At 38.1% G+C, this 19,982-nt stretch carries 4 protein-coding genes; all 4 read right to left on the bottom strand.

Features of this window, described 5'->3' with window-relative positions; genetic code table 11:
* Positions 1 to 8: 8 nt before the first annotated feature.
* Positions 9 to 6,590: a hypothetical protein gene (locus C9I86_RS07950; protein ID WP_107276084.1), complete on the bottom strand. Its 6,582-nt coding sequence runs from the start codon at positions 6,588 to 6,590 to the stop codon at positions 9 to 11.
* 140 nt (positions 6,591 to 6,730) lie between these two features.
* The gene (locus tag C9I86_RS07945) at positions 6,731 to 9,997 is read right to left on the bottom strand and encodes a hypothetical protein (RefSeq protein ID WP_241956860.1); all 3,267 of its coding nucleotides are present in this window, start codon (positions 9,995 to 9,997) and stop codon (positions 6,731 to 6,733) included.
* A gap of 88 nt (positions 9,998 to 10,085) precedes the next feature.
* Entirely contained in the window at positions 10,086 to 10,568 is a 483-nt protein-coding gene (locus tag C9I86_RS07940; protein WP_080156322.1) for a DUF11 domain-containing protein, read from the bottom strand.
* 466 nt (positions 10,569 to 11,034) lie between these two features.
* Positions 11,035 to 19,944 carry a GEVED domain-containing protein gene (locus tag C9I86_RS07935; protein ID WP_107276083.1) on the bottom strand — a complete coding sequence of 2,970 codons (8,910 nt, stop codon included), beginning with the start codon at positions 19,942 to 19,944 and terminating at the stop codon, positions 11,035 to 11,037.
* Between the last annotated feature and the right edge of the window lie 38 nt (positions 19,945 to 19,982).

Below are 19,982 nucleotides of genomic sequence, written 5' to 3'. Positions count from 1 at the left end.
CCTCACCACTATTCGCTTAACCAACCAAATAAGTCTTCATCAAGCTTAAACATCATTTCAAAGTAAAAACCTTGTAAGTTATAACCTTGTGGATCGAGGTCATTATCATCAAAACCTATTACGTTATAACCAATACCTGCACGTAGATTTTTCATAACAAGATAGTTCAAACCGACACCGAAAGAATAACGGCGACTATCAAACCAATCCGTACCTAACATGCCACCGTGCACATCAAGGTCCCAACGACGGTTAATATAATAAATTACGCGACCATCAATAATTGTTGCCACAGAATCATAGTCTTGTTCATATTCAGTGAAATCCTCCCACTTCAGCCCAACACGTCCAGATATTGTCCAATCTGGCGATAATTGATAATTCTGGTGGGTAGATAAAATATGTGCGGTACGCGTGCTGTCATTACGCTCTGTTTTCCACTCATAAGCACCTAACATATGGTAACGATTAGTTAATCTAGGACGATAAGCAAAACCTAAACTGAAATGATTACTCCATGTATTTTGTGCATTTTCTTTATCAATATAACGGTACTCTTCACGTACAAGCCCACTCCAATCTTGACTTAAACGCGTGACCCAAGCACCCAAAATTCCATAATAATCTTCAGTATCACCGTGACGATATTCTATACGGCCCGTAGTTTTATAATTAGGATTACGTACATCAGCTAAACCTAATGACACCGCAACACCAGAGGTTCCTTCGCCTTCAATAACTTCAACATATTCAATCGCAGGATCAACACTGATACCGGGAATTACTTCAAAACGACCACGATAACCATTAGCTAGCTCAAGGCTACGACCATCTGATGCACCACGTTGTCTAAACTCATTAAACGTACTACCACCATGAAGCCAATCAACATCGATACCTGCCGTAAATAAGCTTGTTGAACCACTGCCTAAATTACTAATGCCGTCTAAAGAATCAATATACTCATATTGGGTATATATGCTGGCTTGCTTATGTACTTTCCAATCCGCTTTTACATTAAAACGACGCTTGCTATCATGACCAAAACTCTGCTCATATTCAGTGTCTAACCGACCTGGACGTCCCCACAAACTAAATGTACGACCCAGCCCCACAATTGCGGTGGTATATTCTTCTGAATCTGTTTCGGTTTCATTTTTAATATAACGAGAGCCTAAACGTGTTACCCATTGAGAGCCCAAAATCTTGCTATCTACCGTTGCCCCAATAGACTGTTGTTTTTCTTTATGAGCTAAAGATTCAGAATGACTGGCTTCAATGTTTAGGTTCATTAACCCTGTTAACTTCTGACGATGGCGAAGACGAAGTTCTTGACGAGCTGGCGTTACACCACCAGTAGTATTAGTAAACCCTTCTTCTGCATAAACATATTCAAGCTCAGTCGCTGCTTGAGCGTGCCAATCACGATTAAGTCTAAGTTTATATGCCATACCATTTTTAAGTTTTTCCTGAGTATCAGTAGTTAACGTACTGGCACTTTCATCACCCTTATGGGACATACTCGCAACAGAAGCGGTTATTTGCGTTTTATTATCAAAATCATAGTTAACCCAAAGGCTACCAATGTCATAACCTTCAACATCATTGTCATTATATTCGTAGCTCAGACCGGCAAGTAAATAAGGGGTGAATAAATAAGAAAGTCTTGCGCCTGCAACGGTATAGGCATCACCATCACCATCCACATCATAGGCGACTCTCACTTTGATAGGATTGAGATTAGGATCGTAACTAGGAATAACACGATTAAATCGCATATCACCGGTGAAATAGTCAATGGTGTAGTCAATATAACGGGTTAATAACTGCTGATTTAGAACAAGACCAGTATTATCTCTGTCATACGTAACCAAAGTTACCGTATCAGAATGACGCACAATGCGTGTGTCTCCGATACTATAAAACATTGCAGTACCGTTACCATTAAACTCAATCACTTTATGTAAATCTTCAGGACGCGCACCATATAATTGTGCAGTAATTTTCCCATCGTTATACATACTATTGAAGCCATTAAGAATCTGACTTGTACGTCCAATATCAGACTCATCAGTTCCATCTGCGGTACTATAATCGCCCCACATTGCGAAATGGCGTTCTTTTTCAAGTTTCACATAGAGCTTACTGGTACTACGAGCATCATAACCTTTAATACTTGCATCACCTGGAATTGGGTAATAGCTGTCTGGTGATATTTCGCGATAAAATTCTTCATCAGACTTGTCACTGTCATAACTTAACGTTAAATGCATACCACCTTTAATATTACCTTTAATAAAGGCGGCGGCTCTTTCGTCATGACTATAGGTTTTATTTTCATAACCGTCTAATTGAGCAGGCGGTCTTTCTCCACTAAAACGGCCATAACGTCCGGTATAATTTACAATACCTGAAACAAATAACGGACGTTTAGCGGCAATTTGATAAAGTTTGATTTTGTCAGAGAAGTCTTCAACTGACGCTTGGATATTAATTTGGCCCGTATTTTCAGTACTGCGTAAATAAACGGTTTTTTCACCATTAATAACACGAACTTGATGACCCGTTTCATTCTCTTGAATATCAGGGTCTAACCAAGTATCACCTTGATCTGTATCTAGCGTTACAAAGTAAGTACCACGTGCCAAATTATTATTTTCATCGTACAACTTAATAATAACAGGAATAACAGAACGACCACCGTCAGCACGTAACACATCACCATCAGCGACAACACTTATACGCTTTGCAGATTTCGGATGAGAAAACGTTTTGCCTAAAACAAGACGCTCGTTACCAAATGGATCCACCGTTTTAATTTCAACAACGTTATCGCCATCACTTAATGGGATACCATACCAACCAACAATTTGAGCATTCTCACGTTTATTAATAATACGCTCGCCTAATTGATCAACATTGACTGCCTTGCCATTAACATACAGTGTCGGCTCAACATCACCTCGAATAACGGCAATGAAACGGCCATCATAGCTATAATCATTGGTTGGCCAATACCATGCCCCTGATTCTGCTTCTGCTCGAGTAATATTTTTCGCTTCATCTTCAGGCAATGGAATAACATCTTGTAGAATATTATCAATTCTAAACTTAGCTTCTTTCGGAATGTTATTGTATGCCGTTGGCACTATTTCAGTTTTAATTTTGTAAAGCGATAATGCCGTTCTCAAATCGTTAAGCTTTCCTTGTGAATCACTAAAGCCAAAACGAATGGATGATAATTTATCAGTGCTTGGATAAATATAAGCCTCATCTTGTACTGATTTTGGATATAACGTAATCATACTCGCAAGATCTTCGTTACTACCTTTACGTGACTCTAATGCATAACCTTTAAATACAGTTAAAGAGGAAGTAGATGCTGACGTTTGAGAAGCATTGTCAGCAGCGGTTGACGGCCCACTAATAACGCCGGCTTGTAATTCATCTGCTTTTAATGCTTTTGGTTTGGCATCATATTGTAATCCTTTAAAATTCTCTGCTGTTTTAAATAGCCACTCACCATTTATATTGGTGTTTCTTTCCTTTAATTCTTGATAAACCGCTTCTTGATTTTCTACCGGACATGGCGCGACAAAATCAGCGCGATGCATTTCACCACGTCGCATATCAACAAATCGAGAATCACCTTTTCCTGCATTACGCGTGTCTGTTGGCTCTAATTCAATGCCTAAAGGTAGGGTTTGTTTGTCAACTTTCATGACATGATTACCCGCCTTAACACCGAACATTGAATACTGGCCGTTTTCATCAGTGATAACATAATCACCCGTTTCTAAATATATTTTCACTCCACCAATAGGCCACATTTGATTTTTCATGATGTCGTTACACTGTGCATCAACAAAAACTTTACCGAAAATAATGCCTCTATCTGACATCACGCCAGTTTGTGTTACCTTAACTTGGTATTTATCAATATTAGAAGTAATACGGGAATCAGTCGTACCACCAAAGGTCGCTGCATTGACATAAACAGAGTTGATACCATCTGAATCTATAGCACCAGCTGTTAGTTGCAGAACATAGGTTAATTTATAGCTACCATTTTCAGGTGGCTGTGTACTACCACTTAATGTTCCAATATCAAAACGGTAAGTGTAAGTATCAATTCGAACCGGATCTTTATAAGGTTGATCATTTAATCGAGTACTGCCTTCCATATATTTAAAGCCATATGGCATTGAATCAAAAACTTGTGCATCAAATAATTGACTGTCTGGCAGGTTATTTTTAATGGTTACTGAATATTTAACGAAACTACCAATTTCTGCGTTATCTTTATCAGCATCTTTTTGAATCGTTAATCTACGATCTAAGCTTTTGGGATCCAAAGGTATATCAAACGTTTCAACTCTATCCCTAACCGTAATTGGGAATAGACCTGAATTTTCAATATCATCATTACCATATGGGCCATATGACATCGGGGTAACGTTGTGAATATTAAAATTTGCTAATGTTGTATAAGCAGATGGCCACACATGCGTTTGTGGTGGCTCAACCGAAATATAATATTGATTACCATCAATAGGGGCTAATTTAGGAAATAATACTCGACCATCAACATCAGACATCACTTCAGCAACAGGAGTGAGACCATCAACATTTGGAACTCGTACTTTTGCTGTTGGTGCTACATTATTTTCTGTTTGATAAAACTTCACTATCGCATTTTCTACACCGTTAAAATTAGTCGCATCAAATACTACAAATTGAGGACTTATGTACGCTAAATCAGTCAAAATGATTCGGTTATTATTATTAGGATCAAAGACTTCAATCACTAATTCATCATTTGGATTTGACTGAATTTCACAGTCTACGGCAGTTGAACCATTAAGACCAAAACCTGTAAAGTTAATTGTTCCATCAATATTCGATAACAATTCTGTACGAGTAATTTCACCTGTACGCCATGGAATAGCAATATCTTCTAAACAGTGATTACCCCCAGGGCGAATATAATTATCTTTTGGTGATACCGCATGCACAGGAATAACACTTCTGAAAATACCAGTGTTAGGCCCTGTTTCAGCAAAAATCCAATAAAAAGAATCACCTTCCGTTGAACGTAATGTCACGGGGTAATTAGAAGAACTTGGGCCAATAATATCAATCGTTGACGCATGTTCATTACCTTGAGGAAGGATAATTTGAGCATGAATACCATCAAATTTTGAATCAAACCCAGTTGAACTTGAATGATAATAAAAGTTTGTTGGAATAAAATGCTTATGCTCACTGTATAAAATAGTAAAGTCACTATTTGGGTCTAATACAGTATCGTCAATAAGTTCGAAATCAATTAAATTATCTTCTTCTTTACCTACTAACGTATTACATATTTCACCACTTCTAGAGATATTTTCAGCTGTTGACGATAAGTTAACTTCTGCTTCACTGTATATTTTAAATGGTACGGTTCCACGTACATCATTAACTTGTGCATAATAAGTAAAATGTCCTGATGTATTTGGCTTCATATAATCAGGTTTAACTAAAAAACCCACCTTTTCTACATTACCTGATCCATCCCAAGAGCTATATTCATACCAATCTAAATTATGGTCATCTTGTTCAAAAATAAAATTATTATTAATTCCGACTAATACCACACCGCCATCAAAATTGTATTCAGGAGAAATTAAGGTTATTGGTGAATGATCTTTAGCAGGCTGGCCATTAATCACTTTATCTTGTAATAAAGAAATATTAGCAGGAAGCTTTACTGAAATTAACACACCAGTATGGCTAACTTTCACTTGTGAGCCTGCTGCTTCTGATTGAACAAAAATATTATACGGCAGTGCTGCCGATTCAGGCTTGGTGCGACCAACACTGGTATAATTAACTCTAAAGTCAATTTCAGAAAGTGATGTCACTTGTTGCTGACAAATAGGTGAATTTTCAATCGTTAGATTAACGATTGGTCCATTAATAACGGTAAGTTTAGTCGAACTGGTTTTTTCAACTGAAGGTTCATTGATTGATATAACAACAGTATCAATATCATAGAAGTCGTTGTTTTTATCTGTTGTTGGAAGCTCGACAGTATAAACAATATTAATAGATTCACCCGGCTTTAACTGGCCAGAAATATATTCTCCATCACTATTTTTATTAAGCTCTGGCTCGCCAGGATCATGAATACCATTGCCATTAGTGTCAAAATATATTTTTATCTTATCTGCATTTGGTGATGTAAGATCCCCATTATCATCAGTTAGATTATTAACATTAATAATATAGCTATCTTTAATATTACCAGTATTAGTTACTGTGTGAGGAATACTAACAATAGAACCAGGTGGAACATTTTTTTCTGTCTTATTATCGCCAGATGTATTAGGTGATAATGAAACATCATATACCTTTTCAACTTTAATATGGGATATATTCGAAAGCACTCGAATATTCTCACCCGTCGTTGAGTCAAAATAAGTCATGATGGCCTGATTCATTATTTTTGTACCAGCATTAGTTAACCCAAAAACTGTTGAACTCACACTTAATAATATAAAAACAATGAGGTACTTCATTTTAGTTATTACATCTAAGAGGGCCATAAGCACTCTCCAAAGGCTAGTAATTCAAAGATATGGATATAGGCTTATTGAACTTACTTGATTTAATTATTTTCAAATATATTTAAAATAAGCTCAATAAGCCCCCCTACAAGGTAGGGAGGACTAGGTTATATTTGCTATTAATCAATCTTCACTACAAAGTTACCGACAGCCTTATCACCAGGAACAAGTGTTCCTACAGTAAAGGTAACTGAATTACCACTTACCGCACCAGTAACGTCAGTACCAGTAGTACCATCAGGGTTACATAAAGGACCTAAATCATCGGCCTCTAAAGGATATGTTGCATCAGCAAGTGCTACAACAGTGCCTGAATCTGTCGTATTACGACAACTTACTAAGCTACCACCCGCTTCGAATTGAGAGTACTCAGTTAATTGGTCTGTAATAACAGTATTGAGAGCATTTGATGTACCTTCATTGACTGCAATCAATTTCCAAACAACACACTGTCCAGGTTCAACATTCGTTGTTTGCTCTTTTAAGAAGGTCTTATCAGTATCAGCAACACCATCACAATCAGTATCTAAATCAGCATACTTATAAAGACGGACCTGACCTTTAACAACCTCAGAGTTATCTTGACCTTGAGCAGTCACTGTTGGATCTGTTGTTGATACAGCAGTAATTGTTGTTAGGTTATTTGTACCAGAAGTTGCATCTGTTGGTGCAAATACAGTGACTTCCATTGGAATGGTTTCACCAGGCTCTAACGTTAATGTTGGAACTGTATCTGAGCCGTCTGTTGCATCACACGCTACTTCTACACTTACACTAGAACCATCCGCTTGCTGCACAATAATTGGCGTCGTTACAGGATCATCACATAAGTTACCAACTTCAGTATCAGGCACACCATCACCATCAGTATCAACAGTAATTGTATTATTAAATCCAGTCATATTATTGCCTGAACTTAAATCAACGGTTTCAGTTGTATTACCATTGTTACCTAACGTGTGGTCATAAGTAACACTACCACCTGGTTCGATTTGGTTGCTTAATGATGCAGGCGTAATATCAATACTTGCATCAGTTGCGACATCAAATGCTTCAACCTTACGGTTAGATGCATTAGATGCGTCTGATGTAGCAACAAGTGAAATGATATAGTCCATATCACCATCACTATTAGCATCAATCGCTGCCGTTTGATCGCTATCAGCTAAAGCTTGAGTTGGATCTGATGGAATTGTAATTTCAGCATTGACCCATAATACAGCGCCAGCAGGAATGGTTGGTGTCGATGTAATAACATTGCCTGTTGCAGCAATATCTACCGTACCATCTGCATCAGTATCAATACCATTATGCTTGAATACTACAGTCCAGCCCGTTGGTAATGCTGTTTCCCAACTTGCGCCGTTATAACTACCTTCAGCACTTAATAGGAATGAATCTGAACTACCGCCTTCATTAGCAATATAAATAGGAGCTATAACTGTTGAACCTAAAGGCTCATCATTAAAGACCGTTGCTACATCTGCGCTAGTAAGAACGCCACCCGCAAGAAGCACAGGATCGACATCTACAGCAGGATCAATAGTAGTAATTGCGGTGTTTGCAATATCAACAGTAGGACCTGTAATATTACCTAAACGCTCAGTTTTACTGTCCGTTTGAGTGGCGTCATTGAAAGAAGTTGCCGTTGTTGTTGCTTCAAATGGTGTTGGAGAATCAGCAGCATCTGATGGCAGATTGGCAACGACACGGAACAATGTCTCGTTACAATTGACAGTAATACCATCAATAGTCACAGCGGCATCGATACATGTTGAAGGATCAACAGGACCACTATCAGGTGTTACATTACCATTAGTATCAACAAGTTGCGCTGTACCGTCAGCATTCCAATATTCAAATGTTGTTCCTGTTGGGAAGCTAACATTTGCAGTCGAAAGATCAAAGCTATCGGTAGTATTACCGTTATTAATGATCTTATTATAGAAGAATACTTCACTACCAGCAGCAGCTGAATCTACTGTCTGAATATTATCATCAGTACCATCAGAGTCACCACCACCTGATGTTCCTGTTTCAGTACCAGTATCGGTAATACCTACACCAGTAGTCGTCGTTGTAGTCGTTGTAGTTGGGTTTGATGGATCGGGACCTGCAGTTGTAGGATCTGGATCATTACACTCACCAGCATCATCGTAGTCACCATCACCATTAAGATCTGAACATGAATAAGCAACGTTACCTATTTCGGTGTCGCCCATCATTGTTTCAGGAGAATATGCTACATAAAAAGTCATGGAGATAGTTGTATTTGACGCTAATTGATCATCAACAGCATATACGCCAGGTACTGCGGTATCGGTTGTATTACCGTTACTGTTAAGATCTAAGCCACCATCAATTTGATTTTCAGCGGTATCATTAGTACCATCTTGGTCTAAATCAACTCCATGTGTAGATTCATCAACTAAATTAGCTGCAAAATCAATCGGTGTATCACCATTAACAGTTAACAAACCACTGCTTGATGCATCATATAACCCACCCGTACTACTCGCGACATATACTGTTCCTTCAGGAATACCATCAAAGATAACCACATCTTTAGCGTCTGTATTACCTGTATTAGAAACGGTTACTGTGTAACGAATTAAACTTAACTCTCGGTTTGTACCACCATCACCATCTAAATCAATACCTAATGCGGTTTCCGTACCAACATTCTCTAAGTGCGTCGCTGATTTGGTAATATTAACCACAGCATCGTTAGTCACTGTAATTAATGATGCGTTAGTATCAGGTAAGGCATCATTGTTATCACCAATATCAGTGACAGAGCCATCAATAGGAGCAAGTGTACCATCATGAGCTTCTGCTTCTAATGTCACACCAAGTGTATCGCCAGGAACGGCTGTTGTAGGCACTGCTGCTGCAAGCATTAAGTTCATTTGCTCACCAGCATTTAGAGTAACAGTATCACCAGAAGTAAATTCGGTTTCACCCGCATCTGGTTGACCATTATTATTTTCATCATTGAAGAGCTTCAATGTGGTAGCATCAATCGTATCCGTTCCTCGCGTATCAGTTCCTGGAAGATTCTGCGCAAATGTTAATGTATAAGTATCAGCACCATTACCTGTATTGGTTAATACATGAGGTAAATATACAGTTTGACCAGGAGAGCCTGTAGTATTGAGATCCTGCTCAATCGTTGCACTATAAATCTGAGCTACAGTTACAACCGCTTCATTCGATGTCGCGGTATAGCTATTTCCAGATTCATCTTCATAGGTTACTGTTGCTAAGTTTTTAATATCAGTTCCGGCGGCAGTAGCTGCAAGGGCTTGGCTAGATAGTAAACCTGCACCTACCGTTATGAGTCCCGCCGCAACCCATACACTTATAGGTTTTAAATGCGTATTCATAAAGTGGTTACCTTTTAAGGTCATTAGTTTAATTACGATGTGTATAAATACCCTTGCAAAAACGCAGGGCGGTACATTTACTTAACGTTTATTTAACTTCGATGCGATAAGCAAAAACTTGTTTTTCCTTAGCATTAATAGGTGTTAATGGTATCCAGCGAACTGCGGTATATTTTTCAGGTGGAATAATAACCTCAACTTTTTTTCCATCTTTCATTATTTCGCGTTTCACTGGCTCTTCTTCAAATGTTTTACCTCCATCAATACTAACTAAAAAATTCGATTTGATTTTTGTGTTACTTGTATTGGCAATATAAAAAGTATTTTCAGGAATAGGTCCTGTAATAATTAAGCCATTCAAAGGCTTTTCGCTATTATTTGTGTAAGTTAACTTATATTCGATTTTATCTTTTGGTACGGCTTTCTCTGCTTTTACTAATTTTTCCTCTCCTTTATCATTTACTTCAACTATATATGCATCCATTTTACTTACTAGTAAGTTATCATCTTCCGCATAAACAGAAAAAGACATCATCAAACAGCCAATCACTATCAATAATAAATTTTTCATATTACACCTCATCCTTTATGATCCATGAAATATATATAATGCGATAAGCATGCCAATAATAAATATTTTCACATCATTAAAAAACAATGAGTTAATCACATACATTTATTTAAAAAGCAAAATAGAAAATTAATTATAATTTTGCGAATCATTATTTAAATGCGAAATAAAAATTAAAAATATAAAGTTATAACTATCAAACCATAAGATAATTTTTTAAAAGGTAGAACATTTTACATAGCGTGTATTATAAAAATAACAACTTAATTTAAAATAAATCCAACATCAATTTTTTACGTAAAAACGATTATTAAATATCAATTTTTTTGATAATTTTATTGATTAATGTCTTAATTAAATAACAACTGTTTTATATTTAACACATACTACATTTATCAATGTAAAAAAGAACCATGTCGATATTTTATCGTATGGTTCTTTCCTAAAATATTAGCCAATGATGATATTATTTTATTTTTATTAAATAAACAGCGGTTCCTTGATCTCCTGGAGCTAAAGCGCCCGTCATATTCCAGCGCACCTCCCCTTCATAATCTACAATATTTGCCCCATTAGTAGTAACAGGTATACAAGTGAGTGACGTTGGCACATTACCCGAGGTACAATCTATTGCTTGAGAGAGCCCCGTATAACTTGGCGTACTATCAAAAATACTTAATTCAGTTAGATCACCATCTCCAACGTTAGTAAAGGTTATAACGTATTCCAATATATCCCCAGGGCGGCCATTATTACTCACTCCAACAGCCGTTCCTTGAGTAATATTTCGTACCGTTTTCTCCAGCTTTAACTCACCGGCACCACGGAACGTCGCTCTGATGGTATCTTTATCTAACACTTGACGCGTAATACTGTGTCCTGTTCCAACACTATCACTAAAGATCATATCTGCTGCTATATCGTAATGATATTGGGCATTAAGTGGCGCATTCGCTGGCACAAACACTTTACTGAGTAAACATACTGCTGTATTACCATTTACTACTGTCGGATTAATAACTTGAGCATCCGCACCATCTATTATTCCATTACAATTATTATCTAAATAAAGAATGGTACTCCAACCGTCATTTGCTGGAGCAACCTCTGGATTTATAATGGAAAAGTTCACACTTCCCGAGGTTGCAGCTGTAAACTTATGTGGGAATAATACTGCCTTTCCGGGTTCAACTTCACTGAAATTATCAGGCTCCATTCTTGGCTCACGTACCTTACCAAAATCAAGACTACTGATATCATCCCCCGCACTGGCGTTAACAGCCATCTGACTATCAATCACACTGATACTGGTCACTTGTGGGATAGCAGTGACATTAGCTTCACTGATATCAATCCAATCTGCTTGTTTAATCACATCTAGTAGTAAGTTTTTACCTGAGAAATCCACCCCAAGAATAAATTTATAGCTACCATCACCCGATGTAGTGTCCGTAGCTATCACATCACCCGTCGTCACTCCCGTAACACCAGCATCATTAAACGTTACGGTAACAGTAAAGTTACCTAAACCTATTTCAGTGCCGTCTTGAATACCATCATGTGCTGCTATTGCGCCACCATTATCTTCAAACACCACACCACTTAAAACAATACGATTAAGCAATTCAAATAAATGATCTTCAACTTCACCATCAACGGCTGCACCATCAAACGTATTACAACTGTTAGCAACTGAGCATAAACGTACTCGCATCACAGTATTGCCATTAAACCCTTCTGCACTAGCGGCATCTAACGTTATTGCTATATTATTATTTCCTGCTGTAACAACTTGATCGTTAATTAATAATTCATTGCTATCAGCAAAATCACCGTCATTATTTAAATCGACCCAAATACTGACAAACCCATTACCCACTACTTGAATCGGTAATGTGGTGCTGGTTTCTACAATAATTTGAGCGGGAATATTCAGATCTTCATCATCCTGACCATGGGTATCATCACCCGTTGCATCGGCACTGATCCACTGTGTAAATTCAGGATCCCAACGAGAGCCAAGCGCTAAATCTGCCACGCCATCTAATGCCGTATCTAAATAAGCATGGCTGGCTTGGCCATATGTTGTAGCTGCATCACCATAATCGGTCGAATCATAACAACCAGCACCATCATTACCTTGCAAACTACTATTATTTGACGCTACAACAAACTCTATTTCAGCGGTTATTACATTGATGCGATAGACTACAGCACGCTCATTTAAGTCAATAATCCCATCTTGATTTGAGTCATGATTTCCGCCATTAGTCATGGCATACAAATTAATAGAGTTATCCATAATCAATGCCCCCGCTTGTAATTTCCCATTCGAATCCACAGTCGGTTTACCACTAAGATAAATCAAATCCTGACTGATAATACTGCCGGTATTAAGATCAACCTGATATAACTTCTCACCTCGTAAATCAACAAGATAGGCTTGTCCATTTTGACTACTTATGGCCAAATCTGCACCTACATCAATAACAACACCAGTAAAGGAGTCATTCATGGCACTAATATCTAATGGAATAACGGTAAATGTTTGGCTATTAAGATCAATCTTAAACATGGAATTCCATCCCGTTCGCCAAGCGATAAGATAATTACCATCCGTCGTAACATCACCAGCGGTTGAAGCGGTAAAATTAAAGGTTGTCGATGAATAACCAATATTTCGTAATGCATCACCAGCATTAAATGAAAAGGTTTCACCATCACTAAGACGGCTCACTGACGCAGCATTTTCTGCTCGCATTTCACCCAAATCAATAAAGCTAGTACCCGTTTTATCGGTCACAAACAAGTGATGATTACGATTGGCTGAGGTCATATCGGTAAAGGTGCCGTAAATCAAGCCATTAACTCGATTAAAACCAATAGCATTTATATTATTAATATTGTTTTGATTCGTAATCGAAATGGGATCTACAATATTAGAAAAAATAATAGGATCAGACGTTGCATCCAATGACGTATAGGCATAATCACTACTACTCACCGGCTTAATTGTCTGTAAAATTAAATCACATTGATTATTTCCCACCAGATCTGATATCAACACCCGATAATCTTCGACTTCACCGTCATTCGCTAAGCCTACGGGGCTATCACAACCGACATCACTGCATAAGCGAACCCGTAAATAACTGTAACCAACAATAGCACTCGCTGGTATCGGTACACTAAAACTGTTATTACCTATTAATGCTGAAGCTTCAATAATGATTTGTTCGCCTGTATCATCCCAATCCCCATCAAGATTAAAATCAAGCCATGCATATAAACGTTGTCCAGTACTGGTGCGCGCCGCATCTTCAACAACATTCACAGTAATATCAAGGCTTTCACCTTTCGTCGCAGATAAAACAAGTGAAACACCATCTTCATCATCAAAGTTATCGTCATCATCAGCAGTCGCACCTATATTTTGCAGATCACCTAAATCAGCATCCCACAAATTACCCATGCGTAAATCGATAAAGCCATTGTCATCACTATCTACCTGCACATGCGCCGCACCATCATTTTCATAAGTCGTGGTGTAGTTATTTATTCCAGTACCAACCGTTGTATCAGGCGCGTCACCTAAATCACTCCCTAATACATTGGGCGCTTTAGTAAAACACCCTTTTTGAAGGTTATAACCGTCCCCAGTACTGCCCGTAAAACCAAACCGCACCATGTTATTACCAATATCATTACGAATATTACGAGTGAATTGACTAACCATGATGCCATCAAGATAATAAGTAAATTGATTGGTCGTTGGGTCCCATTCAAATTGCGCAATATGATAGCGTCCATCTTCTAATTCGCCCCCAGCAACAGACGTGGCAGGAACAAGGGTATTAGCAGCATCAGGGGTATACACATCACCATTGAGATAAACAGCCGTATGATCTATATATTGCCCGCCAATAGCATCATCAGTTGCGCCAATAAAAGTATTATCAAAGGTATCAAACTCAAATACGACAGATGGCGAAACAGGGGTTGCACCAAAAATATCACCAACTCCTAATCCACCACCAAAGGCACCAAAAGCATTCAGATCTCGTGAATCCGCAGATAGCACAAACGTCATGCCATCAGCACCACTCTCAATTCCATTGGGACATCCGGTATTACAGGCTCTATCGCCTAAATATACGGCTAATTCGGCATACATAGGTTGGTTCAAGTCAATATATTCATAGCTCCATAAATACCCTTGTTGATTAGTGGTATTAGGAGTTACAACATATTCACCATTTGCGGCCAAATAAGCATCGCCGCCTTCAAATACAACGGGGGCTTCACAAATATTAGGTTGTACTGTATTAGAAATAATAGGGGTTACTATGTCGGTATCATCTTCACCATTACCAAAACCATTATTGGGGATTGAATCATTATCGTTGATACTGGTTTCTATAATTTCGGCATTGATTGCAGGTGCCGTAAGTGACTGAGGAGCTAAACGAATAACAGCATAATCATCAAACCCTAACCCTATAGCACCGAGTTCTAACTCTCCTGTTAATGGATCATAGGTGGTGATTTCCGTAACACCATCACCGGCATAAGCTTTAACAAAGCTGTACCCAACTGGAATAGGAAGCGTTACTTTAGTATTAAGTGCTACCGTTGCCCCCATGTTTTCAACACTAACAACAACGTTAAAGGGAATACCTAAAGTTACATTTACACTAGGATCCATCGCTAACATTAATGCCAAATCCCCCGGTGGCTTTAATGAAATTAAATGATCTTCAACTTCACCATCACCTGAACTTCCAGTTGGACTATCACACGTTTCCGTACTTGAACAAATACGTAAACGAACATAGGTATCCATAATTTCAACATCAGCTGGCACGGTAAAGTTAAGCGTACTGTTACCCGAAGCAGCCACAGCAACCGTTGCAGTTTCATCTGCATCAAAGACACCGTTTACGTCAAAATCAATCCAGCCATAAAGGTTATCACTGCCTGATGTAACCACAGGAACCGTCAAAGACAAACTATCCCCACCGACTAAAATAGAGGGGATATTCGGTTGAATAAACCCATCTTCATCATCAGGTGTTACCCCATTAGTATCATCACCATCAGCGGTAACTGTCGGTTGGCCATCATTTTCATTATCCGGATTATTTACCCCTAAATAAGGCGTTGAAGCTTCAGTCATATGACGAGGACCGCTATCAACTAATTCTGTCGCATAACCATTAACAGTTGGGGCATCAGCCCAATCTAGAGGTACTGGTGCATAACGACAACGCGCACCATCATTACCAGCAGCTGATGCATTCGTTTGAGAAAATAACGTCGCCGTATAGCTACCTGCTGGTTTTGAGCCATTCAATACATCAACACGATAGATTCGGCCGGGATTTGGATTTTCTGAAATATAGAAATACCCTTGATCATCAAAATACATCGCACCATATGGTCCATTAGCGATTCCAGGTAATACGCCCAATGAAGTACGAGCACCTGTCGTAGGATCAAATCGATATAGTGTTCGTGAATTATTGCTTGGAACAGAATAAATAAAACCATCAACCGGATTAAACGCAATATCAGCATAATTTAAACTCGTCGTCGGTAAGGTTCCAACTTGAGTTAAATAAGTTTCACTGTTTGGATTGGTATCAAATAAATAGAAATTACCGCCATTATGCGCATATAAAATACCGTTATCATCAATGTCACCATTATTAGCAGCACTTGGCATGGTTGAATTAGAGAGGGGTAATGAATAAGTATTATAAGCACTGTCAAATAAGTTAAGCGTGTTTGTTCCCTGTATTCCGGCCAATGTATTTGTCACCATAGAATAACCCACAGCACTACCTGCATTCACAGGGGAAACAAGGGCAGTCACTTCTCCTGTTGCTAAATTAATAGCATTTAGAATAGTCGAACCAGAACCATTGCCTTGGGTCAAATAAGCAGGGGTAGAACAAATATCAAAGGAGTTAATAACAAAATCGGCAAAGTTTATATCAGTTAAAGCGCCACCTATTGCTGTAACTGTCTTAATATTGGCACTGCTCGATTGATATGTGGCAGGATCCCCTATAGTACCGCCAGCATAACTACCTGTATTGATATCTAATATAGGCGCTGTTGGAGGACAAGTTGGAGACGCAATATTGGTTTCATTAATAGCTTCATAAACTTTATAGGTTCCCGTAGCCCCAACAGTCAGAGTATATGCTCCCGTTGTTGCATCTGCCGTCGTTGCATAACATAGGCCTGTCGAGGGGTTGTAGGCAACGATCGGAACTCCAATACCTAACCCAGTTTCGGTTCCATCTTTAATACCATTGGTTGCCGTACCACCACCATTGCCATCATCATTAAATACAAAGCCTGAGATTTGTTGTGCGACAACGGTAATAAGATAATCTTCTACCTCACCATCATCTGCAAGCCCTATAGATGAATTACAATCAACATCAGAACAAACTCGAACACGTAAATAAGTATTACCAAGTATTGCATTTATCGGCACAGCTATCGTATAACTTTGAGTAGAACTCATCGCTGCTATATCTGAAATAACCTGTTCATCACTATCAAGCCAATCACCGTCTTGATTCCAATCAGCCCATGCATATAATCGCAAGCCGGTTAACGTTGATTCAGGATCTTTTGTTATTGTTATTGAAAGATCACTATTACCACCACGAACAAAGCTATTAACCCAACTGACACCATCTTCATCATCACTGTCTAATATATCATCTGCATTTGCCGCGATATTTTGTAATGTCCCGTCATCACTATCCCATAACGTACCTAATACAATATCATTTTGATTATCCGTATCAGTATCATTAAAAGCATGACCTGCACCACCATCATCATATAATGTTTGATAATCACCTGTAGTGGTTCCAGTAGATGTATCTGGCGCATCACCTAAATCATACTCATTCGCTTGAAATATCGCGCCACCTAATGTACTAAACAACAAACGCACTGAGTGCATAGATGCATCATTTACAACACCTAATCCCCACTCCACCCCAATACCATTATCGGTACCGGGATTAGTATTTAAAGTGTTATCGAGTAAAAATGGCGCAGTATTTAAATTAGATCCAAGCATGGTAGAATAAGGGCCTGAGAAATAACGATCCCAAGACTTATCTAATTCCATATATCCCATAAATTGATCAGTCGCAGTATAATTTTTAGTTACACCGACTAATGAATATGGCCCTGTATCTGGTTGATAATTTGCTGAATTATATGGAATCGCAAATGCAGCGCCTGCATCACCACCATTTAAATAGGTATCGAACCCTTGTGATAAACCAATACTAGAATTATTTGAACCATCTGCTGAGTCAATACAATATTGTTGATCGAAAAATTCATCGCCATTGATGTAAGTAATTTTCGTCACAATACGAATATCACTATTATCAAACAGGTTATTACCATTACGATCCCAATAGCGTGATGACCATATAATATAAGGATCTGCCGTTGCCCCACTACCCGTTACATTACTAATTAGATAGTCTTTATAATTACAATATTCTCCGCTACTACCGTCATTGACATGCATAAAAGGAAATGTCCCACCACATGAATAAGACGTGTATTGATATGATTGACGACCACCATTGTATCCAACCCCATTACCACCTGATGCAATATGATCAATTCGAAGTGGCGTACCATTGATAGTGACAAATTCTGTAGCCGTTTTGGATGTTGCTCCCGCTAAACCTGAAACATCACAACTGGCAACAACATCACGAAATTCGACATCACCATAACCTATTACATCATTGTCTAAATCGAGGAAATTATCAGTTTGAGTATTATCGAAGATACCATTAACATCCAAATAATCATCAGCTGATTCTAAATTGCTATGCAAACCATTAACACCAACACTCCCCAATAACGTTAATCCAGCTTCGGTAGTGTCATTGCCGCCTTCGTTATCTGAATTTAAATCTCTAAAATCTGGCTCATCCATACCATCAGTATTTACTGGCGTTAAACCACCAAGATAAGCACTATTAACACCGTTATTTGCCGTATAAGTTGCAACACTATCAGTATTAGGGGCCAAATAGCCCACCGTAGTTTGTGCTTCAATATTATCAGGAATACCGTCGCCATCAGTGTCCAAATCGATATGATTATAAATACCGTCATTATCAACATCATCAGACACGCAAGTCGTGCGTAATTTAATCGGAGAGCTGTTTGATTGTGAGGTCGAATTTGAATAAGTAAATGTTATGCTAGAAACAAAATCACTAGACATAATAGACCATTGAGAATTAGCAGCAGGAATGTGTCCGCCTGTTGCTAAGGGTTGGAAACTAACAGAGCTTGTATTATTACCAACAACGTTTTGTAATTCTGGTGAAGTCCCACCTAATCTTGCATGGGTAATAGCGGGATTATAGACCGATAAAGTCGCGCCAGTAACACTAACTGACCATTCATCCGAACTATCAAACCAATAAAAACCATCTGATTGAGATAGAGTTAACTTAACTGGATCAGCAAAAGTAATGGTATAAACCATCTGTTCACCAACCCCTCCCGCCACAGATAATCTTATTTGCCCTGTATTTGTTCCTTCTGGTGAGTCTGCACTCGTACCGCTTAAAACACCATCAAATATTGTTGTTGACAGTGGCATATTTGATTCATCTGGTGAGCCCGCTGTAATACCTGATAAATCAAGAGGTACATCAACCTCACACACTATTTCATCAGTATCTAAAATACCGTCATTGTCATCATCAATATCAATTGCATCATCAACTCCATCACCATCGGTATCGGCTAAAATAGCTGAATAATCAAAATACCAAGATAATGGTGTAAACACAGTTTTTTGATGGCCAAACGCCATTTCTAGATCCCAATCACCACCTTGGTTGCTATGCCCTGTTTTATCAATAGATGCTCGTACAGAAATCTTTGATAATTGAGAAAATTTTGATAATAATTTTTCCCCTTTTTCATCCTTTGCTAAATCACACCCTAAGAAATTAATAACACCATCAGAACCTAATAATGAGCCTATTTTTATTATCTCACTTTTATATTTTTCGATATTTTCTAATGTAATAATATCTCGACCAAATTTAATTTTTCCAGCCGTCCCATGAGCCCATAAATCAACAATCTTTGATTGTGGTTGTTGTTCTAATTGAAAAATAAAATCAGATATATCTTTAATTTTTGAATACTGTAACGAATGCTTACTAAAGAAATCATTCGATATCAATTCTTGATCAATAATAACCATTTTTACGGGCAATTGATTATTATTGTTTTTAAATAAAAAGTAACCCAAGATCAATTGTATTATAAACAAAAAATATATAGACTTTTTCATGTCACTTATCCATCAATGAACATAAGATGTCTATTGCA

Origin of the sequence: Photobacterium sp. NCIMB 13483 (assembly GCF_003025475.1) — a bacterium.
Lineage (GTDB): Bacteria > Pseudomonadota > Gammaproteobacteria > Enterobacterales > Vibrionaceae > Photobacterium > Photobacterium piscicola.
The sequence above is the reverse complement of the archived record's forward strand: the minus strand, read 5'-3'. Positions and strand labels throughout refer to the sequence as shown.